Below are 26,654 nucleotides of genomic sequence, written 5' to 3'. Positions count from 1 at the left end.
TCGTACGCCTCCTTATTTCCCATCTCTTTTCAAGGCATATGCCTTAGAACACACCAGCGCGTCCTAACTTCCTTTAGCCTTTAATCCCTGTCAATGTGATGCCTTCAATAAAATAACGCTGCCCTATAAAAAATATCACGACGATCGGAGCCAAAATCGTGCTGGAAGCCGCCATCAGGTAAGGCCAGTTGGTATTGTTCAATCCCCGGAAAGTCGCCAGCCCCAGCGCGAGCGTAAAATGCTTTTCGTCACTTAAGTAAATAATCGGGCCCAAAAAATCGTTCCACACATCAATAAATGTAAATATTCCGATCACGATCAATGCAGGCGAAGATAAAGGAATAATGACGCGCCATAGTACAGTCAGAGGCGTACCTCCGTCCATATAAGCCGCTTCGTCCAGATCGCGTGGAATCGTCAGCATGAATTGTCGCATCAAGAAGATGTTAAATGCCCCTCCACCGAACCATGCAGGAACAATGAGTGGCAAAAATGTATTCAGCCCGCCCAGCTCACGCCACATGACGAAAGTGGGAATCAACGTCACCGCGTAAGGCAACATCATCGACCCGATTAGCAGGGAAAAAATCAGATTACGTCCAGGCCAGCGCAGGCGGGCAAAGGTAAACGCCGACACAATCGAGGTCAACATCACTCCTGCCAGCACACACACCTCAATCATGAACGTATTCATAAAATACCTGCCGAACGGTACTGAAGTCAGCGCTTCCGGGTAATTGCTCCATTGAAAAGGAGAGGGTATCCACTCTGGCGGGAACACGAAAATTTGCGATGTCCCCATCAGAGAGCTACGAATGAGCCATACAAATGGCAACAGCATTAACGCACTGCCTATCATTAAAACGATATACAGTACAACACGGCTGATTGAGAATGGTTTGGAACGGGTGGGGGTAGCAGGACTACGGGAGCGTTCAGGCTGTGGAAGCGGATGATGTGGTGTTTCTGAAGAATTGACAGAAGAAGTGACCTGATTCATGAACGTTCCCCTCCTTCATAGTGAACCCACTTTTTGGACGTGGAGAAAATCAGGACGGTAAGCACCATGATGACGAAAAATAAGATCCAAGCCAGAGCTGAGGCGTAGCCGATTTTAGTCTCCGTAAAGGCCGTACGCCACAAGTAGAACACATAGAACAACGTTGAATTGTTAGGTCCCCCGTTGGTCATAACATACGCCTGATTGAAGGCCTGAAAGGTGCTGATTAAAGACATGACCAGATTGAAGAAAATGGTTGGTGTCATCGAAGGAATGGTAATGTGAAAAAATTTATGCCACCTATTGCCGCCGTCTACCTCAGCTGCTTCATACAGATGAGTGGGAACCGACTGAAGTCCCGCCAAAAAGATAATGACCGTGTTCCCGATCCCCCAGGTGCTCATCATGATCAGCGAGGGTATTGCAGTGCTCTCATCATAAATCCATTTGCTCCCCGGCAGTCCAACGCCCTCCAGCAGCGAATTTAACAGTCCAAAATCCGGGTTGAACATCCACAGCCACAGCATCGTGTTGGCAATACTCGGTACAATGGTAGGTAAATAATAAATCGTGCGGAACACCGACAAACCCTTCACCTTTTGATTTAATAACAGCGCAATGATAAAAGCCGCCGCCAAGCCTAGAGGTACGCTGCCCAGTGCATAATATGTGGTCACGAACATGGATTGGGAAAAGGTATTATCTTCAGTCAAAATGGTTCGGTAATTATCCAATCCAATAAAGGTCATCTGTCCGCCAATCGTCCAATCGGTTAAGCTGAATACGAACGAGGCCGCGATCGGTCCAATTGTAAAAATCATTAATCCGAGGATGGCAGGAAGCGCGAATAGCAGACCCCAGTTTCGCTCCATGCGCATCATTCCTGATTTTGGTCGCTTCATGGGCTGTTCTCCTTTCGCAGCTGTCCCGCCGCATTATTCATCCGGGTATACGCCTTGAAGCAATGGCTGAATGATAGGTTCCAGTTCATCCAGCGCCTGCTGCGGCGTCTTCTTGTTCGTCCAGATCAGATCCAGCCCCGGGGTCAGCTTGGAACCGATATCAGGCCAGTTGCGAAGGGTCGAAGTTGACGGCTTGATCGCACAATCTCTGGCATACTCAATGCCAGCCTTTTGAAATTCCGGTGGATGTGCGGCATTGTTCGTCCATGACTGGATAGCCTGCTCATCGGTATAATATTTTTCCTCGATAGGCATCCAAAGACCGGACTTGAACAGATCCACCTTTTCGGGATTGTTATGGTATAAATAAAATTCGAGCGCTTCTTTTGGGTGCTTGGTGCTCTGGAAAATGACCGTGGCTCCCGCAACAATCATCGTTTTGGGCTCTTTTAGCTTCGGCAGAACGCCGATACTCCATTGCAGCTGCTTGTTGTTCGAAAAATCAAGCAGGGACCAGGTTCCGTCCACCACCATCGCGACCTTCCTCGTCTGAAGACGAATCGTATTAGACGGCATGTCCTGCTGCTGGATCAAATCAGGAGAAACATGCTCCTTGAACACCAGATCCTGCAGCTTCTGAAAAACCTCCACCGACTCAGGACTGTTCAGGGTGTACTTCTTGCCCGTTTTGTCAGTCAAACCTCCGCCGTTGCTTGCTAAAAGCGGTCCCCAGGAGCTGCGGTCATTGCCGAAGGCAAAGCCGTACTGCACAATATTTTTCGGATCAAATCCACTGTCTCCCGGATGCTTGCCGTTCTGATCCTTGGTCAGCTTTTTGGCAATTTCCAGGAATTCATCCCATGTCCACGCTTTTTCAGGATCAGCCGGAGGGACGGGTACCCCTGCTTCTGTAAACAACTCCTTGTTGTAAAATAACTGCATCACTTCCAATGCGGTGTAATTGCCGATAGACTTGCCGGGTTCGCTGTAGAGATAGGAGGATTTGAGCTTGTTTTTTAATTCGGGATATTCGTCATAATAAGAGGATAAATCCAGGAGTCTGCCTTCACTTGCCCATTTCATTGTGAGGGAATCACCCAGGTAGGCGATATCAGGAAGCTGATTGGCAGCCATTAACGTGTTAATTTTCGTCGTGTAGTCACCAGGGACATGCTCGCCCTTCACCCGGATGTTCGGGTGGAATGCATTAAAGCTTTGAATCATTTTTTCCATCGCCTGCTTCTCATCATTGCTTCCCCAGTACATGAACTTGAGTTCGACCGCATTGGGATTAGCCGGTTCGCCAGCGTTACCACTGCAAGCCGTCAGCCCTGTCAACATCACCGTCATCACGAGAGCCATCCATGTCCGTAACCTTCGTTTCAGCAAATCAACCGGCCCCTTCCTGAACTGGTTTCTCCTTACAAGCCTATTATGCGCTGAGAGCCCAGAGCCGACCACCCAACGACTCCAGACTCTCTTTGTTTTGGTATGATTTTTTTAACAGCGCGTTTACAAAAATGTTTTACGAAACTCCGTCGGGGTCAGTCCAGTATGCTTTTTAAAGGCAATGCTAAAATAGTTCGTATCTGTGAATCCCACAAGCTCCGCTACCTCCGCCACCTTGCGATTCGGGTCCAGCAGCAGTTCTCGGGCTCGCTCAAAGCGAACACGCGTCTGGTAGTCGGCGAAGCTTTCACCTGTAACCTGCTTGAAACGGGCACTCAAATATTTGGGACTCATATTCATGTACTCTGCCAGACGGTTCAGCCCTCCATCCTCCTGAAGATGCTCCCGAATCCATTCCTTGGCCCGTTGGAATTTGCGGGGAATACCCTTCTCGCGTGATTCTCGGACATGACGACCCACCCGAACAAAATAGCGCGATACATAATCAACCATCTCGGGCCCATGTCGTAATCGGGACAGCTCCAACAACGGGTCATGCTCCTGCATGGACGTTTGTCCTACAGATGCATCACTCTGAACGATCCGCATGACGAACAGCACGAGCTGGGTGACGATCATTTTCACCTGCTTGAATGGCAACCCTGCCAACTGTCCTGACCATTCCTGTAAAATCGCATGTACGGCAGCATCATTACCGGCTCGAATTTCCGTAATCATCAGCAGTTCCTTCTCCAGTAATTGACTGCTGTTTGGCTCGGCCGCCTGAATGCTCTCATAGGGGATGATCTGGCTATAGCCCACCCACCCCCGATGCTCCGCCGCTTGCACGGCTTCCTCATACGCCTCGGGAAGTTGCTCCATCCGTTGTACAGGACGGCTAATCCCGATGGACACGCTCTGGCTCAATCGTTCCTGCACGGCCTGCCGAATCTGCTGTGCCGCCCGCTCCGCCGCCCTGCAAGATGCCGTCGCCAGCAGCACAACACGCCGATCGCGGGAAACCGCTGCACTGTGCGCCTTCGCCCCGGTTGCTGCCGCAGCCTCCCCAGCCAGTCCAGCGAATACATGGCAGCTTTTATGCATGGAACCGTGTGACTTGCTAGCGGCTGCTTCCTGCTGCGACGCCTCCTCCAGCTCGCAACACAGCACGGTATAAGGCGGCCCACTCGTCTCGCCGAAAAATCTCAGCCCGTCCATCTCCCGAATGACCTCGGCTGCAGGACGCCGCTGCTGGAGCAAATCCAGCAGTAGATGCTCCCTGTACAATGGCTCCAATGAACGATGGCGGTGAATCGCTTCCTCCTCGCTTCTTCGCCATTGCGCAATACGATCCTCAGCCCGGCTCAATGCCGCTTCGAAATCCTCGCTGGTCACCGGCTTGAGCAAATAATCGACCGCTTGAAGCGAGACTGCCTGACGAATATACGTCATAGATTCGTACCCTGTCAGGAATAATAACGGGGTCTGCTGATCCTTGTCCCGAATAGTTTTGGCTACATCCAGTCCACTCATATCCGGTAAATTAATATCCAGTAAAACCATGTCCGGTCGCTGCTCCGTATACAAACGTAATGCCGTTTCGCCGTCCCCCGCCACATCACTGACTTCCACTGACAGGCCACTTTCCGCCACCATCAGCTTCAGTCCTTCCCGAATATGATATTCGTCGTCCACAATCAGCAGCCGGTACATGCCCTTCTCCCCTTTCTTATTCAGTTCGAATGGGTGCCAGTAAGGTAACCGAGGTGTACTGACCCGGCTCGCTTGTCACGGACAGTCCATATTGCGGACCATAATGCCGAAGCCGTTCATGTACATTGCGCAGTCCAAAGCCAATAGCACTTCCCCGCTCGGCATCTAGCGACTTCCGAATATCGTCCAGACGCTCGGCTCCAATACCGCCCCCATCATCACTGACCGTCAAACGCAACATATCCCCTTCCCTTGTGCCGGATAACATGATATAGCCATGGTCGGTGCGCCCTTTTAAACCGTGGTAAATAGCATTTTCGACGAGCGGCTGGAGGATTAGTTTGGGTACATAAAATCCGCAAATATCCTCCTCTACCTCGCAAATCCACTCGAACGAATTCCTAAACCTGAACTGCTGCACCTTCACATAGGCGCTTACATGCTCAACTTCCTGTCCCAAACTGATTTGCTCTCGGCCATAACTTAGTGAAATGCGAAAACATTTACCGAAGGCACCGATTACTTCTGCCATATCCCGTTGCCCATTCGCCAATGCCATTCCCTTCAGTGACTCCAGCGTGTTGTACAAAAAATGCGGATTAATCTGCGCCTGAAGCGCGCGGAACTCAGCCTGCTTACGCGACAGCAACGCTTCGTAGACCTGATCGTATAGTTCATGATTTTTTTGCATCATATGAAGAAAACGCTCCCCGATCTGCCCTACCTCATCCTTAGGATTAAAAACAACGGAAGTAGGAGCTTCGAAAGCTTGGGCTGAGCCTGTAGGATTCACACTCCCATCGACCGCCATTAATCGGCTCAATTGAAGCAGGGGGCGACGAATCGTGTCACTCAGCCGATAAGACAGCATCCAGCCCAGTATCAGTGCAACCAGAAAAGTCCAGATGGTCCAGGCACCAATTTTCCGCGCATCCTCGAACAGCACAGACTGATCGACTTTTTGCAGCAGCGTCCATTGTCCTTCATTTAACGGGCCGTAAGAGATCATCGTTTGGCGACCGTTCCATGTTCTCCAGTCCTTCGTAAGCACTGGCCTATCCACAGCCGATTTAGCAATCTGCCGCAATAGCGCTTGATCCGCAACGCTTTGCTCCGGCAATCGGTATACAGGCTCGCCCTCCTGATCCAGCACCCACATCTGGGTATTGCCGTCTGTCTCATGAAAAGCAAGCCCCCGAAACAGACTAGCCTTGTCGATTTCCAGCAGCAAAAATCCGAGGGGTGCGTAATCTCCAGTCGTTTTTCGAAGTAGCTTCCCCACATAGATGCGATCCCTCGCCATCCCGCGTCCTGATTCAAACGGCGAATGAGCCATCCACATCATGGGCCGCTCGGCGAGCAGGCGGCGATAGTACACACGTGCTTCCTCTAATGTAGGAAGGCCGCCAAAACGGACCGAAACATTCCCCTGATAGAGAGAATGCTTGAGCCCGCCATTGGCGGCATATATGAGAGAGGACGTGATATACGGCTTGGTCTGGGTTTGCGTACGGACAACCATACTGAGTGTTTCATCGTTCCGTAAATATTCATAATCATCTTCCGGCTTGGTCTCCAGCATGGACTGCACATCAGGATTGCTGAGAATGGCATTGGTCAGGTCATTCAAATCGGAAAGCGTGGCATTGACGTAATTTTCACTCATTTGCCGAGACTGCATAGCTAATGCTTCTGATTTCTCACCGATGGAATGGGCCGCGATCCGGTAAAAGGTAAAGGTCAATACCACCATCGGAATGACGGTGAGTACCAGCGTCAGTACAATAAATTTCCCACGGATTGTAGGAATCCCGGCGAACTTTTGACGACCCCGGCCTCCCATTCATCTGTCTCCCTTACACATAGGGTGGGAGCCATTCCCCGTGCGCTGCGATCAGGTCATCACACAGAGAAACGATATCATCTATGGACAGCTCTGCGGACGTGTGCGGGTCCAACATAGCAGCATGATAAATGTGCTCCTTTTTCCCGGTGATTGCAGCTTCAATCGTTAACAGCTGGGTATTAATATTCGTCCGGTTCAGTGCAGCACATTGGGGTGGCAAATCCCCGACAAAGGTTGGCGTAACCCCGTTACGATTCACCAGACAAGGTACCTCTACACAGGCTTCCTTCGGCAGATTGGTAATTAAGCCTGTGTTCATCACATTGCCACCAATGGCAAAAGGCTGATTCGTTTCGATCGCCTCAAATATATAAGAGGCATACTCGTTTGACCGTTCATGACGCAAATCCTGATCGCCCAAAAGCTCCTCACGCATCGTTTCCCATCGTGCAATCTGGTTCACACAGCGGCGCGGGTATTCATCCAAAGGAATATTGAAGCGCTCGATCAGCTCAGGGTATGCCCGTTTGATAAAATACGGATGATATTCCGCATTATGCTCGGACGATTCTGTAATGTAATAGCCGAATTTTAGCATCATTTCAAAGCGTACCATATCATGATGCTTTTCCTGCTGTTTAGCGGCGGCTCGTTTTTTAATCTCAGGATATAAATCTACACCATCCTTGCTCACTTCGAGCAGCCACGCCATATGATTGATGCCTGCGATTTTTGCCTTTACACCTTCCTGCTCCAGCCCAAGGCTTTTGAACAGCTCCGGTATACACGCCTGCACGCTATGACACAGCCCTACCGTACGGACACCGCCATAAACGTTCATTACATTCGTCAGCACTGCCATCGGATTGGTGTAGTTGAGAAACCAAGCATCCGGGCACACCTCACGCACGTCTGCCGCAAAATCGAGCATTACCGGAATCGTGCGTAAATTGCGGAAAATGCCACCAATGCCGACCGTATCGGCAATCGTTTGGCGCAGACCGTATTTTTTGGGAATTTCAAAATCCGTAATTGTACACGGATCATAGCCACCCACCTGGATGGCATTTACCACATAAGTTGCTCCACGCAGTGCTTCCTTGCGCTCAGTGTAGGAGCGGATCACACAGGTGCTCCCTGTTGTTTTTTTCAAATTGGATAAAATATTTTCTGAATCTTTCAGCCTTACGGGGTCAATATCGAACAACGCTAGTTCAAAGCCCTGCAAAGCAGGCGTCAACATACAATCGCCAAGCACATTTTTAGCAAATACCGTACTGCCTGCACCCAGAAATGTAATCTTGCTCATACTTTATCCCCCATTCACATTTTGTTCGCAGCTTTGCACTCCAAATGCAAGGATACCCACCGCCACTCTCCCCTTTATAGGAGGAAAGTGACGATGGGAAAAATTAGTCATGACTATGCGTTGTTGCCGCCCATTCAGAATACCCCCGCTGATTTAGCGGAGCTGACAGGTCGAGGCGGTAAGGCAGATGTTACCGGGGATGTCGTAGTTGGCGGGGTTACTGAATTCTCCGGGCCAACCGGTGTTACCGATGGAACCGCAGCCCCTACCTCAATCACGGTTACCTTCGCCATTGCCTTTAACTCTGTCCCTTCTACTTTGCCCTTCAACTCAAACGAACCTGGAGCAGCATATTGTGCAGGGTCTATATCCTCCCATTCCACAGCCACCCATTTAGTGGAGCCTTCGCCATACGTAGCTTCCACTACGCTTGGCAGTTCGGGTTTTTCACCCGTACGAGTCGTCACGTTTACTTCTTTTAAAGCCGTAATTTTCTCGACTCCCGTTAGGCTTTGTGCTGTACCGGAGACCAAACCTGCTACCTCAGAAGCATTCAAAGCACGGCTGTAGATCCGGAATTCATCCACCAGACCATTGAAATAAGGATCAGGGTATTGAGATTTGCCGATAAAATTATTTTTGGTCTGTCCCAGACTGGTAGGATTCAGGGTCAAGTTGGTATTGCGTCCCACTTCTTTTCCATCCACGTATAAAATACCTGTGGAACCTGAAAGCGTGACCGCAACATGCTTCCATACGCCTGTCGGCAGTACAGGGCCTTCAATCGTCTGCTCCTGTCCCTGCCCGTTGCCTTGATTGGTAATGGCAAACAGCATGGTATTTCCTGCTTTAGGCGTCAGGAACATATATTCATTCGTCCCGGAGCCGAAGTCAAAGATCCGTACATAATCGCTCAGGCTGTTCGCTTTGACCCAGCCGGATACGGTCAATTGCTGTGCACGACTGACAATACCCGCCGGAAGCTGCACGTAGCTGTCCTTGCCGTTCAGGCTGACAGCATTGCCTGTTTTACCCGCAGCCCATGCAGCCGTTCCCTTCACGGCAGCATCATTGCCACTGTCCGATGAATCCGCAACTACAGAACCGCTTGTTTCATCAAACTTGTAAACTGCAAGCTGTTCAAGTAACGGAGCGGCCGGTTCAGCTACCACCGTTACTTTAGCCTCCGCTGACAACTGAGAATCGCTGGCTGTCAGCTTGAACACATACGTTCCTGGCTCGGAAACGTCCACCTTCGTGCGCAGCGATGCTTTGCTGCTGAATGTGACCTTCGCGTCCTGCGGTCCTTCAACCAGACTCCATTCGCTTGTCACCTTGCCTTGTGGAAGTCCATCATCCGTAGCTGTGCCTTTCAAAATGATTTGATCCGGCAGCTTCACCTTCGAATCTTTGCTAGCGTCTACAACAGGTGCCTTGTTCGGATCCGGTGTGGTTGGTGTCAGCTCTACCGTGTAGGAGGAAGCTGTTCCAATCTCCAATTTAAGCTTGTTCGAAGGTGCATACGCATTAAATTTCCCTTGTGATTGACCGCCTACTTTAACCAAATACGTTCCTTTCTTCAAACCGTCAAATGTAACGTACGTAGAATGAGCTTGGCCTGGCGTTTGATTTTTCAACTGAAGCCATACATAATCCTTGGAAGTTGCCAGCTTGGCTTCTGTATACTGATCCTTTTCCAGCTCGATATACATCTTTTCCGTAATCAGATTGATTCGCTTGAACAAACCGTCCAGCGGCTTGATCGTATACACGTTGCCACTTTTGCTCACCTCTGCACCGTAGCCCGTCAATCCAAAAATCGGATCCATCGCGATATCAGCGCTTAAGGTTTTGAGCGCACCGAACAATCCGAGATCAGCCTCACCACTCATGCCGCGCCAGCCGTTAAAGAGCGGAACATTTTTACCGCCGCCAGTGCCGTTCGTGCCGTTATTGCCTTTTTCCGCTTGATACGTCCATGCGACCGCCCCGATGTTCTCAGGGTCCGAGCTGATTTGCCCGGAGTTAATCGCTCCGACATTGGCAATTTTAGCTGCATAGGACAACCGTTGTTGTTCCTCACGGTGATTGTCCTCATGATGGCGAATCCAGTCATCCATCGCATATCCAGCAAGCGAAGTCGTGTACTGGAAGTTAAACCAGTTCTCCCCGGTAATCGTCACCGGATCGGTGTAGTAGTACCATACGGGCATGTGACCGCGTGCCGCACGGGTTTTGGCATTGATTTTACCCATCATTTCCAGGGCTTTACTTTGCTCGCCCTCTGTATCTATATTCTGCTTGGCTAACGTATATACAGCTTCTTCCCCTGTATTGTCATAGCTATATTCAGAACCATAAGGATACTTTGTATTTTTAAAATTGTTATATTTACGATCCATTTTTTCCTTAAGATCATTCGCTTCATCATCATAGCCTTCATCATGAAGTGCCTGAATAATATCCGGTGTGGTCAGTTCGCCCATCAAACCTGTTTCCCAGTTGTACGCGACTGGCCCTTCATACAATGCTTTGAAAATGTTATACGCCCGCAGCAAATACGTTTCCTTTGGATGCTTGTAAGTAACAAGATCCGGGTATTCCTTGGCAATCTTGTACATGCTGAAATACGTGTTGTATACATGCGGATACGCATACCCTCGATAGGTCGGTGTATCATTCGGCTCTGGCATCAAGAAATCATGAATTAAATAATCCTCATGGTGTCCGCTCATCAGATTCGTCCAGATCGCCGTTTCCAAATAATCGTCTACTGCCCGCACCTCTTTGGCGACCGGAGACAGTGTGTTTTTCTCAGCCAGGAACTGTCCATGCGTCAGACCCCAATCGTCTCCCCAGCCCCAATAGCCGTTGAAAATGTTCCGTTTGGATTTGGTATGCATCATCCAATCGTCAAATACCTTGTCGCGCAGATCACCCGGTACATTCCATTGGGTTTTGTCGACCATAAATGTAGCGTGCCGTTGCAGTGCTTGATCAATCGGCTCGATGGCATAGAACTGTAACACCGTTTTATTACCGTTGCCGTATTCTACCGTGATGAAGTTCGGTCCCAGCTTAGTAAATTTCAATTCATAAATGTGGTGTCCTCCAGCCTTGCTATCCGTCTCTGGAATAACGGTTCCGTCGGGATAGGTTACTTTGCTGATCGCCTGCTTGGAGCGCAGGTCCACCTTCGCCTTTTGATTCGTAGGCACGATCATGCCGGGTACGACTGTTGTATCCACCAAGTTTTCTTGGTACAACGTATCTTTTACATCATGCTCGTCCTTCACAGCCAGAAACTTGAAGCCATAGTTTTTGCTTTGACCGGGATTCAGGATCAGGCTTGTATTGGGCAAATAGCCCCGGTTAGTGGACTTGATGACATTGGAATGAATATAAAATACATTCAGCCCTTCCAGCCATTTACCTTCGTTGGCCGGATTCCAGGCCCATTTGCTGCCCGGATGCTCCTCATCCCGCCAGTGATCCTGATATTCAAAACCCGCACCTGTTGTCGAATCAGGAATCAGCAAAAGGGAAGAGCCAATGCCGCTGGGACGCCCAGCTGTAATATAGGAGCTGTTATTGCCGACAAAGGAATGCGTCACCACTCTAGTTTCGTAGATCGCATCACCATTAGTCCATTGCTCATTGAAAGGCAGAGGCAAACCGAAATCGCCAATCTCCAATTTTTTCCCACTTGTATTCTGTACCTGTATATTCCACAACACCGAACCATTCGACTCTGCCGAATACGTTTCGATGACTTTAAAATTGCGTATGCCTTCTGCATTAGTAGAATTCTCGTACGTGACAGTGACACGGTTACCACTAGTTGTGATCTTGCGTGCGTCAGCCGACTTGTTCGTCCATGCTTTTGTCCAGCTACCTCCATCCAATCGGTACGTGAACATCAGCTCCCCTAGCCACTGATGATCTGCGGTGTTCTGCTCAGGTGTAACCGTTGCATTCATCACATATTCAGTCGGGAAAGCATCTCCTTTGATACGTATGGATGAGATTTCTCCATGCTCGCCTGTCTGAATCGTTAGCTTGTCATTGGTTAGTTCATGGGCCTCTGCCGTATGCACTCCAAACAACACAGACGCTGTGGTTAAAAATAAAAACGCCGCCAATATTCCCTTAAATTTCATCAACACGGCCTCCTTTTGGATTTCGGGGTCCTGATTTGCTTGCCAATCACCTGAAGTCTCTTCATTTCGCCGCAACCTCCTTGGAAATGTAAGCGCTACAACTCTATTGTACAAATCCTTGTCCATTGGTAAAATCAACATTTTCAACCGATTTATATAGGATTTCAACCTTTCGAGACCACCACTTTAACATTGAACTATCGTTTCTCGTTAGTTCAATGTTTTAATTCTACTTTAGTCCCAAAAATTTAATTTCAGTAATTATATGTTTCGCGCTGAGGGTGCTTCTCTATAGACTGGATTACAAAACGCACTTCTACTTTGATGCGAAATCCATTTCTTGGCTAGATCGATACCTTGACGGAGACGATGCTGGAGCAGAGAAGTAAATAAGTTTACTAAGGAAACCGCAGAATGCATGACAGGAATGTCATACCTTGCAGTTTCTTTTATAAGATTCGCTTCTGCTGCCAGAAGTAGAGTATAGTAGGAGTAGTTGAAAAAATATTCCAGGAGGCTACAGCCATGTCACAGGATATCTGGATTAACCTGCCGGTCAAAGATGTTGAGAGGTCAACTGCCTTTTTCAATGAGATTGGATTCCATGCGGTGAGCGTTGGTAACGAGAGATCCAAGCTTGCCATAGGCCAAACAACGATTCTGCTGTTCCCGGATGCGGCGTTTGAGCAATTCACAGGTTCTAAAACCGCAGATACTTCCAATACCGCAGAAGTAATATTTTCCATTGGCGCTGAAAGCAGAGAAGAAGTAGATGCCTTTATTCAAAAAGTAGAGTTTGCCGGAGGAAACATCTTTGGCAAGCCGAGTGAAATTGACGGCTGGATGTACGGCGCAGGATTTGCCGACCTGGATGGTCACCGCTGGAACCTGCTGTACATGGATGAGAGCAAAATGCCGAAACGCTAATATGAAAACGCCGGTCACCTGCTTAAGGTCACCGGCGTTTTTTACACCCCTATAATCTCATATCAGTAATTCAAATCAAAATGGTTGCTTAGAAGGAAAAATTCGTGGGTTAAACTTATACAAATCACCTGGGTTAGCCCGTATTAATTTATTGGTCTTACATAAATAATCAATATTAACGCATATTTGAACTAACCTGCCCGTTAGCTGAATAGACTGGCGAATCATGCCAGCAGTCTATATTATTTGAACTATCGTCTTCCGTTAACTAAAACTACCTTTGAAAGCTAGCGCCGAGTATACCCATCTACCATAATGATTAAGAAAGCAAAGAGAGAGTTGACTGACTTCTTTTCGTCTGGATATACCTCGATTACTTTAAAGTTCTTATGTTACTTTAATGTGCGTACTTCCTATGTATGGTTAGTTGATGCAAAATAATGTTGTACAAAGAAAGAATAGTACAGAAGGAGCTGAAACACTATGAATAATGAATCTACAACAACACGCAAAGTCGCCTTGGTCGTAGGTGCGAATGGTGTTATCGGTCGCAACCTCATTGATCACCTCATCTCTCTTCCTGATTGGGACGTGATCGGCGTATCGCGTCGCGGTGGAGAATCTAGCAACCATGTTCGATATGTGGCTACGGATCTACTCAATATAGACGATCTTCACGAGAAGTTAAGCGATTTAACTGGGGTAACACACATTTTTTATGCTGCTTACCAAGACCGTCAAACTTGGGCTGAACTTGTTCCACCGAACCTCGCCATGTTAGTGAACATCGTAGAAGTGATCGAACCAATCGCGCCGGGCTTGAAACATGTCAGTCTGATGCAGGGATATAAGGTATACGGCGCACATCTCGGCCCGTTCAAAACTCCTGCTCGTGAGACAGACGCTAACCACATGCCTCCTGAGTTCAATATTGATCAGCAAGATTTTTTAGAACAACGGCAAAAAGGTAAGGCTTGGAATTGGTCTGCACTCCGTCCTTCTGTAGTCTGCGGCTTCTCGCTTGGAAATCCGATGAACCTCGCAATGGTCATAGCGATTTACGCTTCAATTTCGAAGGAACTTGGAATACCTTTGCGGTTTCCAGGTAAGTCAGGAGCTTACAACAGCCTCTTGGAGATGACAGACGCTGGGCTTCTCGCAAAGGCAACAGTATGGGCGGCGACCGACGAGCGCTGTGCGAATCAGGCATTCAACATTACGAACGGCGATCTGTTCCGTTGGAATGAGTTATGGCCGAAGATCGCTCAATACTTTGGTATGGAAACAGCCCCTCCGTTGCAAATGTCTCTGGACGTTGTCATGGAGGACAAGGAGCAGCTTTGGAACAAAATGGTTGAGAAGCATGGTCTTGCTCGGAATTCCTATAAAGAGGTTTCCTCTTGGCTATTCGGCGATTTCGTGTTTGCATGGGATTACGATTTTTTTGCCGACGGAACTAAGGCTCGTCGTTTAGGCTTTCACGAATTCGTCGATACCGAAGCAATGTTTATGAACATCTTCAACGACTTCCGCAAGCGTAAAGTCATCCCGTAAACTACCGTATAAAATAAGAAAGCCGACCTTGTATTGGGTCGGTTTCTTAACTGTTATTCACGTCTGTAAGCATTGGATTAGCCAGAACAGTAGCCTTTCCCTCGTACTTTCTCTCTATATGCGAATCCCCCCAACGGCACATCAGATGTAGGAGTTCCTTTAGACTCCAGCCGTAGTCTGTCAACTCATACTCAACTCTAGGTGGTACCTGATTATAAGAAATACGTAAGATGACGCCCTCTTCTTCAAGCTCCCGAAGGTGCTGCGTTAACATCTTTTGAGTAATTGCGGGAATCAAGCTCTTAAATTCATTATTACGTTTCTTACCGAATGTCAAATGAAAGAGAATAACAGGTTTCCATTTCCCACCAATTACCTCTAAAGTTGCCTCAACTGCGGTGTTGTAAATTTTTTCAGTCTTTTTCACACAACTTGCCCCTTTTCGAATATTTCGAAACAGGTCATTGGTAACTCCTGATGAATTGGAGATATTAAATGTCCCTATTAAACATTATAACGACAACCAAATTATTAGGCTATCCTGCCCGTTCGTATTATGAGATCAGCCAGTTATTTCTGGTTGATCCCTTTTTATTTGGGTTTGAGGATTAAGGTAGCCGGGTCGAACGTTCCTGCCCGTGGGACTTGATCCCGAGAGCTATAATGTTCCCCCCTACTTGTCATGACCATGATTGAGGCTGGTTGGGACACGAGATCCCGTATAACAAGCGATGCTATGGAGCGACAAGAACCCTTAGGGGCTACCGGTAAATCTATTCGTATAGGGAGAGATCTAATGAATCCAGTTATCGGTCTAGATATTTCTAAAGAAGAAAGTCATGGACAAGCCTTTTTAGAGCGTGGAAAACCGTACAAGGGAACTTTCCATTTCGCACATACTCGAGATGGACTGGAGGAACTGCTTCAAGCAATTCAAGAAGTCGAACATGCGTCCAGACTGCGTCCTTTGCTTATTCTAGAAGCAACTGGGCATTACCAATGTCCCGTTGTTCAGTTCCTAGAAGAGCATCGCTATCTATATATTGTCATTAATCCGCTCATCTCAAATCGGCTTAGGAAGTCCAATCTTCGTAAAGTGAAAACGGATGCTGCTGATGCTTATCTTTTGGGAGAGTTGTTCTACAAAGAAGAGTTTGAACCTTTTAAGAAAAGAGGTGTGCAACTGCTCAATCTTCGCTATCTAACGAGACAATATGAGTCTCTTTCAAAGATGTGTGTGCAGACTAAATTGCAATTCCAAGCTGTTCTGGATCAGGTTTTCCCAGCATACAAGGGTGTCTTCGGAGCTATGTATTCAGGCGTTTCACTACGATTTTTAAGTGAATTTCCAACCTCATATTCGGTTTTGCAAACGGACGAAGAAACACTTAAAGCTAAAATCAAAGACATGCTTTCAACGAAACGAGGCCGTTCAAAGGACTGGATTAACGAGCGAGTAAAGCGGCTGCTTGATGCGGCAAAACAAAATCCCTTCGAGCAAACCTTGTACGCTAGCCACTTAATAAATTTAAAAGTTCTTATTACTCTCATTCTTCAGTACCAGGAGCATCTTGCTGAGTTGGAACAGAACATAAATGCCCTGGCTGAAGAAATCGAAGAGTATGATTTAATCCAGTCGATTCCCGGTATTGGCCATAAAATTGCGGCAACAATTTTATCGGAAGTTGGAGAAATCGACCGATTTGATCATCCAAAGAAACTAGTAGCCTTTGCTGGTATTGATCCCAGTGTTTTTGCTTCAGGTAAGTTCACCGCAACTCGAAATCGAATTACCAAACGTGGTTCTCGGCAGCTTCGTTATGCGCTGGTTATGGCTGTCCAGTGCGGACTTATCCGTTCTCGCAATATGCGGATCAAAGAGTTTTATGACCGCAAGAGAGCCGAAGGAAAACCGCATAAAGTAGCTCTGGTTGCATGTGCAAATAAGCTTGTTCATTGGATTCACGCCATCTTAAAAAGTAAAAAGGCATTTCGTCAGGCTTAACGAAATTATATTGGTATAACCTTCCAAGGCACAGATTAACTGGAGGGTTATTTGGCGTGCCTATTTTAACTATACCATATGATTTAGGTTCTCGTTCCTGGGAATCTTGACAGCTATTAGCTGGTATAGTTGAACCCCGAATTAAATTAAGTTTTGCTTACATTCCGTAAAAGTATTTCCCTAATACTAAGGATTTTATATGCAAAAAGTAACTTTGAACAATGGGATTGAGATGCCTATACTCGGTTTTGGTGTTTATCAGATCCAAGATGCAAATGAATGTGAACAAAGCGTTTATGACGCTATTATGGCAGGCTATCGGCTGATTGATACCGCTGCCTCTTATCTAAATGAAGAAGCAGTTGGCAGAGCGATCAAACGTAGTGGCGTGGCAAGAGAGGAGTTATTTATCACTACGAAACTTTGGGTTCAGGATACTGGTTATGAGCGTACAAAAAAGGCATTTGAAAAATCACTGGAAAGATTGCAGTTGGATTATTTGGATTTGTATTTAATTCACCAGCCATATGGAGATGTGTTTGGTTCTTGGCGCGCTATGGAGGAATTGTATCGTGATGGAAAGGTCCGTGCAATCGGCGTTAGTAACTTCCATGAGGATCGCCTGATCGATTTGATTATTCATAATGAAGTAGTTCCTGCCGTAAATCAGGTTGAAACTCACCCATTCAACCAGCAAATTGAAAATGCAAAATTTATGAAAGAGAATAATGTTCAGATCGAATCCTGGGCGCCTTTTGCTGAAGGGAAAAACAACTTGTTCCAGCATGAAATATTGGTATCCATAGCTGAAAAATATAATAAATCCGTTGCTCAGGTGGTTTTACGCTGGTTGGCACAAAGAGAAGTTGTTGTGATTCCAAAGTCTGTTCGTAAAGAGAGAATTATCAAAAACTTCGATATCTTTGACTTTGAGTTAAGCCAGGAGGATATGGAGTCGATTACTACGTTAGATACGAAACAGAGCCTGTTCTTTTCACATCGCGATCCTGACATGGTGAAATGGATCAGTACCCGTAAACTCGATATCTAACCCTCTTTCAAAAGATCCCCGTAGGTTTTGATTACGCCAAAAGAACCAACAATTTAGGGTAAACGTAAACCTAATTGAAACCGCCCATCCAATAACCGGATGGGCGGTTTTTACATACTACTTCTCCTTCTCCTGCTCCTTTATCACCTGCTCAATCCCCAACAGAATCAGCTTCAAGCCGAACTCAAACGCCCCGTCGGTTCCCATCAGATTGAACAGCCCGTTCGTGAACATCCTCCGAAACAGTCCCACATCCGTCTCGCTCATGGAGTCCAGAAGGCGAATCATCTCCTCACCCGGATGCGCTTTCTGGTCCTTAAAGATAGCGGAGACATTGCGCTCATGCTGATAATCGTCTAGAACGAAATAGAAGACATAGTTCACAAGCGTAGTAACCACTTGCATTTTCTGCTCTTGCTCAAGCGGCGTCGATTCCACGCAGAGCAGCATACGGTTGGTGAACCGGATGATGTCCGGTTCGTGGGGCAGCGTCATCATCATGAGCTGCGTGGAGCAGGGATATCGGCTGAGCACGTTCCGTACCGTTACCGCAAGCCCCGTCAGCTGCTCCTTCCATTCCCCCTCGGAGTGGAACTCTTCCAGAATCATTTTCGATACCTGGTTGGCCAGACGCTGGTAGAGATGCTGTTTGCTCTTGAAGTACCAGTACAGAGAGGGAGCCTGAATCCCTAACCTGTCGGCCAATCGTCTCATGCTTAATTTCTCGATGCCCTCCTCTCCAAGAAGCTCCCACGAGGTTTCCAAAATCTTATCCTCCGAAATCTGAGGTTGCTGCTTTTTCATGTCATCCGCCCTTTTATCTAACAGTGTAAGTTTATGCTTTACAGGTTCATTGGTTCATGATACCATCTAACACTGTAAGGCACAACCTAACAATGTTAGACTGGAAGGCAAAATAAATAGAGAAAGTAGTGATCCGCATGGATGCAGAAAACCTCCATTACTTTGAAAAAGCACCGGTCGCAAAAGCCGTAGCTCACTTCGCTATACCAATGATGCTAGGCACGTCAATGAGTGTCATTTATTCCATCTTGAATGCCTATTTCCTTGGTACACTTCACAATACTGCCATGTTAACCGCACTCGCACTGACCCTGCCGTTATTCGCAATCATTATGGCGCTAGGCAATTTGATTGGCATGGGTAGCGGTACATTCATCTCCCGTTTGCTAGGAGAGAGAAAATATGATGAGGTAAAGCATGTGTCTTCATTTGCCTTTTACAGCAGTTTAGTTCTCGGTCTTATCGTGATGGCCGTGGGTCTCCCGTTGATCAATCCAATCGTTCATGGCCTGGGAGCAACGTCTGACTCCTTCGGATTCACGAAGGACTATGTCACGATTATGCTTATTGGCTCACCATTCGTCGTATTATTCTTCACACTGGAGAATATCGTGCGTTCGGAGGGCGCAGCAATCACGTCGATGATCGGTATGATTCTCAGTGTTGTTATAAATATTATTCTCGACGCGTTAGTCATCTTCGTGCTCCATTGGGATGTGATCGGCGTTGCGTCTGCTACGGTCATTTCTAACTTGGTTGCGAGTGCATTCTACGCCTTCCATATGGGATATAAGAGCCAATTCTTAACCGTCTCCGTAAAATGGTTCAAGGCTACCAAGGACATTCTGAGCAATGTATTCAAAATCGGAGTTCCTGTCTTTATTATGAGTATCTTTTTGGGTGCAATGTCGCTCATCTTTAACCATTTTCTTGTCGAATACGGGGATCAGGCAGTAGCGGCTTACGGAATTTCATCACGTTTATTGCAATTTCCTGAGTTTATTCTGATGGGCTTATGCGAGGGAGTCGTGCCGTTGATTGCCTTCTCATTCACAGCGAATAAATTACGCATGAAGAATACCATTGGATTTACGATCAAAGTGATTGTGGCGTTAGCAGTCGTATTTGGCATCATCGTCTATTTGATTTCCGACCACTTAATTGGTTTATTTACAAATGACTCGCAATTAATTGGAATGGGCAGCTACATTCTACATGTGACATTCCTATCCTTGTTCATTACAGGAATGACCACATTGTTTACCGGGATCTTCCAAGCATCAGCACAAGGAACTGCCGCGTTTATTATGTCAATTATTCAAGGAATTACTCTGATTCCTGTGTTGTTTATCGCCAATCAAATGAACGGCTTCCACGGGGTGGTCTGGTCGCTTGTCATTGCGGATGCGGTCGCATTCCTTGTTGGTGCCATCATGTTGTATGTTTTGCGGACCAAATTGCAGCCAGAATTGGATAAGTTAGTACAGTAGAAAACATATAACACCCAAGAAGGCAGGATAGGACACTCCCCGACCCTGCCTTTTTTAGGTATATGGACGGGGAATAGGGCAATTGTCATTTCAAAAAGGAAAATGCCCCCTACCTACACGATCTTGCTTATTCAGCGCCCCCATCGCCACACTCATCGGAAAGTTCTTACCTCTGAAGATCATCGTTCCCAGCGCAAACTTCGAGACGAGCAAATCCGTGCCTCCTAATCCCTTATATTTCATTTTTCAACGCTACTGTATTAACCTGTACTGCCCGTTACTTCCATGAAAGAGGGAGCATTTGCCACGGCAGTGTGCTCCCTGTTCTAAATTCAAATATCGTTTCCCGTTAGTTGAATCATTTCTGTGATTGATCCACCTTGTAGATTCTTCTGGGATGGCGGCCTGTGCAACCTGCACTGATCCACGACCTCGAACAGTCTCACTACTTCAACAACTGATTGGAGACGAGACCGAGAATCGATCATGGGCCGCTTAATAAAGCACTTGAGAAAAGCGAAGCTAGACATGGACTAACAACAACATGTATGAAATAGAAGTTTGGATATTAAAACAAAATCAACACGAGTGCATACCACACTAAGTGTTGTTACCTTCATTCGCAGCAAACTATTCTGGCTAATCGTATTGTTAGGTCACTTCGCACAAGGAAATTTTTCATCTTCACTTATGGTATGGTTCACCGCGTTGGCTGAAAAGGCAAGTTCTCAAAAAAATAGTCTCCTTATCAGAGACTACCCGCGATCTTCCTGTTTGATAATCATACGATAAGCGGTAGCTTTTCATCATTCTTTCAAAAAAGGGCAATCCTTTTACGGGATAGCCCTTTCTTTAATTTCACTTTTTTGCAAAGAGAATAAGGTGCTGGATTCCTCCATTTGCGCTTTTGCTTACTTTAATATTGTCCTTTAATTACAAAAAACGAACCCCGAATTGTTCCAGCTAGTTTAGACTTCTGCCTAGCAAACTTAAACTTCCCTTCTAGCTCCTTTGGTACCTCCATCCCCTCAGAAAGCTTAAAACCAACAGCCCGCTTTTTAGGGTCATCCACCGTATACATGACATTGATTGCAAGACCATCCTCATAAAAAACGTAGGTAAATCGGATATTTTCCACTTGAAAACGCGACGTTTCTAAAGGTTTAGCCGCAAACGCAATATCACGTTCTTCTCTCAAAATTCGGTTCACATAATCAAGGCTCTCCTGGCTTTCGCTAGCTGGTACAACCGTAAATTCATACTTGTACTTGTTCATAAAATAACGGGCTTCATTAGCACGTAAACCAGCAAGCGCTTCTGCTACAGGTGAAGACTCTAAACCAACCGTAGATACATCTTTAAAATCAACGAGATACGACATTTCCATTCCTCCTATTCTCTCTTTACGCCCTAACAGCTTCCGCATTTCACCAAAATCAAATTCATTTCTCAAGTTGTTGTAGAAACATCCTTATAGCCAGACTTCAAATTAATTCTCTTATCTACCACATAGTATACCAAAATTGATTCAAGAGAAGATTTTGAATGGCGAATTTGTTAGTTTGTTAAATAGTGTTCACATAGACTGGTATTCACAAACACCGCTTTAAATATTCGACCAGCGAGATAATACGATACTGCCTATAGTTCCTCGAGGTCGGGAAATTAAGGACTCAGAGTATGTCCTACCAAAAAACTCTCGGCCTGTGTCCTGTACTTCCATTAAGGAGGTTCAGATTCACAAGCCAAAGATATTTTCATTCATGATGGTGGCCGTTAGTCCATGTTTGTTTGGGAAAGACCCTCTGCACGGAAGGGGGCGTACCCGCATACATAAACCAAATGAGTACGATACCTATCTATCATGAATATATAGATGCATGGCTGAAGAATCATATCGTGCCTGTAATTGCGCTAAACTTTGTAACGGTTATACACGAGCGCCAAATGAAAAAAATCGCCGGGGACGACAAGTTGTTGCGGCAGATGATCGCGGCTATGGACGAAGGCTTTCGCATGTTAGAGGCCTTACGGTATCCGCTAACGCCGGCCGCGCAAGCATCACTAATCCGCAAACGATCGGCGTTGATGCGCCTTTTTACGAAAATTTATCATAGGATGCCGATCAGCCGACTGGTTGACGGATCCGTAGGGGAAATCGTAGCTTTGAGCCGTGTGTTTCACCTTTGGAAGGAACAGACACGGGTCCCTCCCCCCCCAACTGGGACGAGTTGGAAAAGCGTTTTGAAGCCAAGGTCAACCGTTCATAACTTTTACCCTAGGAGTAATCAACCGAGGATGATCCTAGTTCTACAAAGAAGACTTTGAGCATTATAAAACAAGGGGCGTTTAGTTGCTTGAATCTTTGAAACTTAACACGACAGCATAACACGTTTACCGGTCTATATATCCAAATTAAGCTGCAGTTCCAAACCGCATTGGATCAGATATCCCCTGAATACAAAGGTGTTTATCGGGGATCTTCATTGAAGGTACGAACACCCGTACAGCAACTATCTATCCAGCAGCAATAAATACAGAATTGTTGACTACCATCACAGATAAGAATACTTTAAAAGGTGCAACTGCATTGTATGAACAACATGGTATTTCACCTGATCGAGTTGCCAATGTTGTTGCGTTCGCGATTGATCAGCCAGAAGATACGAACGTTAATGAGTTTACAATTGGACCAACAAGTCAACCTTGGTAAGTTCATCTTCTAAAGCGCAAAAGTCTGTCGAGTTTCCCAACAGACTTTTTTGCTTTCTGTGTTGAGTTGGTGAAGTAAACTTTAAACTAACTTGTCCGTTAGTTTAATAAAAAGAGCAGACTTGAAGCGCCTGCTCAACATTGAGTGTTATTTAACTATCGTTCCTCGTTAGTTGTACGCCCTATCTTAATAACGCAAAAGAACGGAGGAGATTGCCTTGGGGTTTCTACTGCTTGTAATGTCGATAGAAATAGTTTAAAAGTAAAAAAGGAGAGATGGCATAAAAATAAGCCATCTCTCCTTTTTCATCTATATAAAGCGGGTAATGGGAATCGGACCCACGCTACCAGCTTGGAAGGCTGAGTTTTACCATTGAGCTACATCCCGAAATAGATGCCGGTGAGAGGACTCGAACCTCCACGGTTTCCCTCACGATTTTGAGTCGCGCGCGTCTGCCAATTCCGCCACACCGGCTTATGAAGTTAATGGCGTCCCCTGAGAGATTCGAACTCCCGACCTTTTGATTCGTAGTCAAACGCTCTATCCAGCTGAGCTAAGGGGACTAATAAATGGAGCGGACGACGGGAATCGAACCCGCGACCCTCGCCTTGGCAAGGCGATGCTCTACCGCTGAGCCACGTCCGCAAAAACAAGATGCGCGTGGAGGGACTTGAACCCCCACGTCAAAGACGCTAGATCCTAAGTCTAGTGCGTCTGCCAATTCCGCCACACGCGCATACAATGATAATGGTGAGCCATGAAGGACTCGAACCTTCGACACCCTGATTAAAAGTCAGGTGCTCTACCAACTGAGCTAATGGCTCGTAAAACTGGTGGAGGATGATGGATTCGAACCACCGAACCCGTAAGGGAGCAGATTTACAGTCTGATGCGTTTGGCCACTTCGCTAATCCTCCAATATGGTGCCGGCGAGAGGACTTGAACCCCCAACCTACTGATTACAAGTCAGTTGCTCTACCAGTTGAGCTACACCGGCGTATTAAGTTAAATGGCGGAACCGACGGGATTCGAACCCGCGATCTCCTGCGTGACAGGCAGGCATGTTAGGCCTCTACACCACGGTTCCAGAGGAAACTTCCTTAGTTGAAGTAATTGCGGGGGCAGGATTTGAACCTGCGACCTTCGGGTTATGAGCCCGACGAGCTACCGAACTGCTCCACCCCGCGACAGTAATAAATATTTATTTTTCAAATGGTGGAGGCTGAGGGGCTCGAACCCCCGACCCTCTGCTTGTAAGGCAGATGCTCTCCCAGCTGAGCTAAGCCTCCATACTGCTTATGACCCGTAGGGGATTCGAACCCCTGTTACCTCCGTGAAAGGGAGGTGTCTTAACCCCTTGACCAACGGGCCATATATCTATTATTAAGAGCTGGCGGAGAGAGAGGGATTCGAACCCTCGAGACGCTTTTGGCGCCTACACGATTTCCAATCGTGCTCCTTCGGCCAACTCGGACACCTCTCCACATGGCTCCCCGAACAGGACTCGAACCTGTGACAACTCGATTAACAGTCGAGTGCTCTACCAACTGAGCTATCAGGGAATATTGGTGGAGCCAAGGGGGATCGAACCCCTGACCTCCTGCGTGCAAGGCAGGCGCTCTCCCAGCTGAGCTATAGCCCCATCTAAAAAATCATTTTTGTATGTATAATCAATAGCCTGATAGGCGAAAAAAAATCCCCATTATGGGGTTGCTTGGCGACGTCCTACTCTCCCAGGACCCTGCGGTCCAAGTACCATCGGCGCTGGAGGGCTTAACGGTCGTGTTCGGGATGGGTACGTGTGGAACCCCTCCGCTATCGCCACCAAACATGAATTTACATCGTAAATTCTTTCGTATGGTATTCGGTTCATCACTTATCGTGTGAATGAATAGCCATGCGCTTGTTGTATGTATTTCTACATACCTTCAAGGTTACACCCTGAAAACTGGATCCGAAACTTATTGCGCTTTATCTTAGGATAAGCCCTCGACCGATTAGTATTGGTCAGCTCCATGCATTACTGCACTTCCACCCCCAACCTATCTACCTCGTCGTCTTCAAGGGGTCTTACTAATTGGGAAATCTCATCTTGAGGGGGGCTTCACGCTTAGATGCTTTCAGCGCTTATCCCTTCCGTACATAGCTACCCAGCGGTGCTCCTGGCGGAACAACTGGTACACCAGCGGTACGTCCATCCCGGTCCTCTCGTACTAAGGACAGCTCCTCTCAAATTTCCTACGCCCACGACAGATAGGGACCGAACTGTCTCACGACGTTCTGAACCCAGCTCGCGTACCGCTTTAATGGGCGAACAGCCCAACCCTTGGGACCTACTTCAGCCCCAGGATGCGATGAGCCGACATCGAGGTGCCAAACCTCCCCGTCGATGTGGACTCTTGGGGGAGATAAGCCTGTTATCCCCAGGGTAGCTTTTATCCGTTGAGCGATGGCCCTTCCATGCGGTACCACCGGATCACTAAGCCCGACTTTCGTCCCTGCTCGACTTGTAGGTCTCGCAGTCAAGCTCCCTTCTGCCTTTGCACTCTTCGAATGATTTCCAACCATTCTGAGGGAACCTTGGGGCGCCTCCGTTACTCTTTAGGAGGCGACCGCCCCAGTCAAACTGCCCACCTGACACTGTCCTCGCACCGGATTACGGTACCAAGTTAGAACCTAGATACGATCAGGGTGGTATCCCAAGGATGCCTCCCCTCAAGCTGGCGCTCAAGGCTCAACGGCTCCCACCTATCCTGTACAGATCGTACCCAAATTCAATATCAAGCTGCAGTAAAGCTCCATGGGGTCTTTCCGTCTTGTCGCGGGTAACCTGCATCTTCACAGGTATTAAAATTTCACCGGATCTCTCGTTGAGACAGCGCCCAAGTCGTTACGCCATTCGTGCGGGTCAGAATTTACCTGACAAGGAATTTCGCTACCTTAGGACCGTTATAGTTACGGCCGCCGTTTACTGGGGCTTCGGTTCATAGCTTCGCTCTTGCGAGCTTACCACTCCCCTTAACCTTCCAGCACCGGGCAGGCGTCAGCCCGTATACTTCGCCTTGCGGCTTCGCACAGACCTGTGTTTTTGCTAAACAGTCGCTTGGGCCTTTTCACTGCGGCCCCCTCGGGCTATTCACCCTACCGAGGCACCCCTTCTCCCGAAGTTACGGGGTCATTTTGCCGAGTTCCTTAACGAGAGTTCTTCCGCGCGCCTTAGAATTCTCTTCTCGCCTACCTGTGTCGGTTTGCGGTACGGGCACCTTCTCCTGGCTAGAGGCTTTTCTTGGCAGTCTGAGATCATGACCTTCGCTACTATAATTTTCGCTCCCCATCACAGCCCAGCCTTAACGATGTGCGGATTTGCCTACACACCAGCCTCACTGCTTAGACGGACATCCATCAGTCCGCGTCACTACCCTACTGCGTCACCCCATCGCTCATAACGGATTACGGTGGTACAGGAATTTCGACCTGTTGTCCTTCGACTACGCCTATCGGCCTCGCCTTAGGTCCCGACTTACCCTGAGCGGACGAACCTTCCTCAGGAACCCTTAGGCTTTCGGCGGATCTGATTCTCACAGATCTTTTCGTTACTCATACCGGCATTCTCACTTGAATGCAGTCCAGCGCTCCTTACGGTACACCTTCAACCCGCATTCAACGCTCCCCTACCCCTGATGCAAGCATCAAGCCATAGCTTCGGTGGTGTGTTTAGCCCCGTTACATTTTCGGCGCAGAGTCACTCGACCAGTGAGCTATTACGCACTCTTTCAATGGTGGCTGCTTCT

Annotated in this window: 17 protein-coding genes, 14 tRNA genes, 2 rRNA genes and 2 pseudogenes (1 of these 35 cut by a window edge); 8 read left to right on the top strand and 27 right to left on the bottom strand. The window is 47.4% G+C overall.

The features are described from left to right. Positions 1-73: 73 nt before the first annotated feature. The 7 genes from NSS94_RS05585 to NSS94_RS05555 all read right to left on the bottom strand — a co-directional run bounded on the left by NSS94_RS05585 (position 74) and on the right by NSS94_RS05555 (position 12,319). A complete protein-coding gene (locus NSS94_RS05585; RefSeq protein ID WP_209950065.1) occupies positions 74-1,000 on the bottom strand; it encodes a carbohydrate ABC transporter permease in 927 nt (308 codons plus the stop codon). Further along, positions 997-1,902 carry a carbohydrate ABC transporter permease gene (locus tag NSS94_RS05580; protein ID WP_039269383.1) on the bottom strand — a complete coding sequence of 302 codons (906 nt, stop codon included), beginning with the start codon at positions 1,900-1,902 and terminating at the stop codon, positions 997-999. The genes NSS94_RS05585 and NSS94_RS05580 overlap by 4 nt, the downstream gene beginning before the upstream one ends. Before the next feature lie 33 nt (positions 1,903-1,935). Next, positions 1,936-3,291, bottom strand: a complete 1,356-nt coding sequence (locus NSS94_RS05575; RefSeq protein WP_341038866.1) for an ABC transporter substrate-binding protein — start codon at positions 3,289-3,291, stop codon at positions 1,936-1,938. Positions 3,292-3,414: 123 nt separating this feature from the next. Next, the gene (locus NSS94_RS05570) at positions 3,415-5,004 is read right to left on the bottom strand and encodes a response regulator (RefSeq protein ID WP_341038863.1); all 1,590 of its coding nucleotides are present in this window, start codon (positions 5,002-5,004) and stop codon (positions 3,415-3,417) included. A 16-nt stretch (positions 5,005-5,020) separates the two neighbouring features. After that, positions 5,021-6,847 (bottom strand): sensor histidine kinase, encoded by a 1,827-nt coding sequence (locus tag NSS94_RS05565; RefSeq protein ID WP_341038861.1) that lies wholly within the window; start codon positions 6,845-6,847, stop codon positions 5,021-5,023. A 13-nt stretch (positions 6,848-6,860) separates the two neighbouring features. Further along, positions 6,861-8,159 (bottom strand): alpha-glucosidase/alpha-galactosidase, encoded by a 1,299-nt coding sequence (locus tag NSS94_RS05560; protein WP_341038859.1) that lies wholly within the window; start codon positions 8,157-8,159, stop codon positions 6,861-6,863. 134 nt (positions 8,160-8,293) lie between these two features. Then, the gene (locus tag NSS94_RS05555; protein WP_341038858.1) at positions 8,294-12,319 is read right to left on the bottom strand and encodes a DUF5695 domain-containing protein; all 4,026 of its coding nucleotides are present in this window, start codon (positions 12,317-12,319) and stop codon (positions 8,294-8,296) included. Between the two features lie 525 nt (positions 12,320-12,844). On the opposite strand from NSS94_RS05555, the gene NSS94_RS05550 reads away from it, so the two are divergent. Together NSS94_RS05550 and NSS94_RS05545 are read left to right on the top strand one after the other, a co-directional pair. After that, entirely contained in the window at positions 12,845-13,246 is a 402-nt protein-coding gene (locus tag NSS94_RS05550; protein ID WP_029514787.1) for a VOC family protein, read from the top strand. A gap of 483 nt (positions 13,247-13,729) precedes the next feature. After that, positions 13,730-14,800 (top strand): SDR family oxidoreductase, encoded by a 1,071-nt coding sequence (locus NSS94_RS05545; RefSeq protein WP_341038856.1) that lies wholly within the window; start codon positions 13,730-13,732, stop codon positions 14,798-14,800. Between the two features lie 46 nt (positions 14,801-14,846). On the opposite strand, the gene NSS94_RS05540 is transcribed toward NSS94_RS05545, so the two are convergent. Further along, positions 14,847-15,227 (bottom strand): winged helix-turn-helix transcriptional regulator, encoded by a 381-nt coding sequence (locus NSS94_RS05540; RefSeq protein ID WP_025685981.1) that lies wholly within the window; start codon positions 15,225-15,227, stop codon positions 14,847-14,849. Between the two features lie 369 nt (positions 15,228-15,596). Between NSS94_RS05540 and NSS94_RS05535 the strand changes: the two genes are divergently transcribed. Both NSS94_RS05535 and NSS94_RS05530 read left to right on the top strand, forming a co-directional pair. Continuing rightward, on the top strand, positions 15,597-16,805 hold the full coding sequence (locus NSS94_RS05535) for an IS110 family transposase (RefSeq protein WP_029514786.1): 1,209 nt from the start codon (positions 15,597-15,599) through the stop codon (positions 16,803-16,805). Positions 16,806-17,004: 199 nt separating this feature from the next. Next, the gene (locus NSS94_RS05530) at positions 17,005-17,856 is read left to right on the top strand and encodes an aldo/keto reductase (protein ID WP_029514784.1); all 852 of its coding nucleotides are present in this window, start codon (positions 17,005-17,007) and stop codon (positions 17,854-17,856) included. 117 nt (positions 17,857-17,973) lie between these two features. On the opposite strand, the gene NSS94_RS05525 is transcribed toward NSS94_RS05530, so the two are convergent. Continuing rightward, positions 17,974-18,660, bottom strand: coding sequence for a TetR/AcrR family transcriptional regulator (locus tag NSS94_RS05525; RefSeq protein ID WP_069010312.1), 687 nt, complete (start codon positions 18,658-18,660; stop codon positions 17,974-17,976). Between the two features lie 137 nt (positions 18,661-18,797). On the opposite strand from NSS94_RS05525, the gene NSS94_RS05520 reads away from it, so the two are divergent. Next, on the top strand, positions 18,798-20,150 hold the full coding sequence (locus tag NSS94_RS05520) for an MATE family efflux transporter (protein ID WP_341038854.1): 1,353 nt from the start codon (positions 18,798-18,800) through the stop codon (positions 20,148-20,150). Positions 20,151-20,240: 90 nt separating this feature from the next. Here NSS94_RS05520 and NSS94_RS05515 read toward each other — a convergent pair whose 3' ends face one another. After that, the gene (locus NSS94_RS05515) at positions 20,241-20,393 is read right to left on the bottom strand and encodes a hypothetical protein (RefSeq protein WP_161626959.1); all 153 of its coding nucleotides are present in this window, start codon (positions 20,391-20,393) and stop codon (positions 20,241-20,243) included. Positions 20,394-21,066: 673 nt separating this feature from the next. After that, positions 21,067-21,531 (bottom strand): hypothetical protein, encoded by a 465-nt coding sequence (locus NSS94_RS05510; protein ID WP_029514777.1) that lies wholly within the window; start codon positions 21,529-21,531, stop codon positions 21,067-21,069. Between the two features lie 461 nt (positions 21,532-21,992). On the opposite strand from NSS94_RS05510, the gene NSS94_RS05505 reads away from it, so the two are divergent. From NSS94_RS05505 to NSS94_RS05495, 3 genes and pseudogenes are all read left to right on the top strand, one after another. Then, positions 21,993-22,478: a hypothetical protein gene (locus tag NSS94_RS05505; RefSeq protein ID WP_203056004.1), complete on the top strand. Its 486-nt coding sequence runs from the start codon at positions 21,993-21,995 to the stop codon at positions 22,476-22,478. After that, positions 22,459-22,624, top strand: a pseudogene (locus NSS94_RS05500) (IS110 family transposase); the annotation flags it as partial. The gene NSS94_RS05505 and the pseudogene NSS94_RS05500, both read left to right, overlap by 20 nt. Positions 22,625-22,638: 14 nt before the next feature. Next, a pseudogene (locus NSS94_RS05495) lies at positions 22,639-22,863 on the top strand (oxidoreductase); the annotation flags it as partial. Between the two features lie 394 nt (positions 22,864-23,257). On the opposite strand, the gene NSS94_RS05490 reads toward NSS94_RS05495, so the two are convergent. The 16 genes from NSS94_RS05490 to NSS94_RS05415 form a co-directional block, all read right to left on the bottom strand. Then, positions 23,258-23,337 (bottom strand) — tRNA-Leu (locus NSS94_RS05490). 12 nt (positions 23,338-23,349) lie between these two features. Continuing rightward, positions 23,350-23,426: transfer RNA gene (locus NSS94_RS05485), tRNA-Arg, on the bottom strand. A 7-nt stretch (positions 23,427-23,433) separates the two neighbouring features. Then, positions 23,434-23,508: transfer RNA gene (locus NSS94_RS05480), tRNA-Gly, on the bottom strand. Positions 23,509-23,518: 10 nt separating this feature from the next. Further along, a tRNA-Leu gene (locus tag NSS94_RS05475) sits at positions 23,519-23,599 on the bottom strand. A gap of 12 nt (positions 23,600-23,611) precedes the next feature. Further along, a tRNA-Lys gene (locus NSS94_RS05470) sits at positions 23,612-23,687 on the bottom strand. Between the two features lie 7 nt (positions 23,688-23,694). Then, positions 23,695-23,780 (bottom strand) — tRNA-Tyr (locus tag NSS94_RS05465). A gap of 4 nt (positions 23,781-23,784) precedes the next feature. After that, a tRNA-Thr gene (locus tag NSS94_RS05460) sits at positions 23,785-23,860 on the bottom strand. A gap of 13 nt (positions 23,861-23,873) precedes the next feature. Beyond that, positions 23,874-23,950 (bottom strand) — tRNA-Asp (locus NSS94_RS05455). 26 nt (positions 23,951-23,976) lie between these two features. Continuing rightward, a tRNA-Met gene (locus NSS94_RS05450) sits at positions 23,977-24,050 on the bottom strand. A gap of 26 nt (positions 24,051-24,076) precedes the next feature. Continuing rightward, positions 24,077-24,152 (bottom strand) — tRNA-Val (locus NSS94_RS05445). Positions 24,153-24,162: 10 nt separating this feature from the next. After that, positions 24,163-24,234: transfer RNA gene (locus NSS94_RS05440), tRNA-Glu, on the bottom strand. A 20-nt stretch (positions 24,235-24,254) separates the two neighbouring features. Further along, a tRNA-Ser gene (locus NSS94_RS05435) sits at positions 24,255-24,346 on the bottom strand. 3 nt (positions 24,347-24,349) lie between these two features. Beyond that, positions 24,350-24,425: transfer RNA gene (locus NSS94_RS05430), tRNA-Asn, on the bottom strand. Between the two features lie 4 nt (positions 24,426-24,429). After that, positions 24,430-24,505 (bottom strand) — tRNA-Ala (locus tag NSS94_RS05425). Positions 24,506-24,575: 70 nt separating this feature from the next. After that, a 5S ribosomal RNA gene (rrf, locus tag NSS94_RS05420) occupies positions 24,576-24,692 on the bottom strand. 148 nt (positions 24,693-24,840) lie between these two features. Beyond that, positions 24,841-26,654, bottom strand: a 23S ribosomal RNA gene (locus tag NSS94_RS05415) (it continues 1,114 nt past the right edge of the window).

The organism is Paenibacillus sp. FSL L8-0644, assembly GCF_038008165.1.
GTDB classification, from domain to species: domain Bacteria; phylum Bacillota; class Bacilli; order Paenibacillales; family Paenibacillaceae; genus Paenibacillus; species Paenibacillus polymyxa_D.
This window is presented reverse-complemented; position numbering and strand designations above follow the sequence as displayed.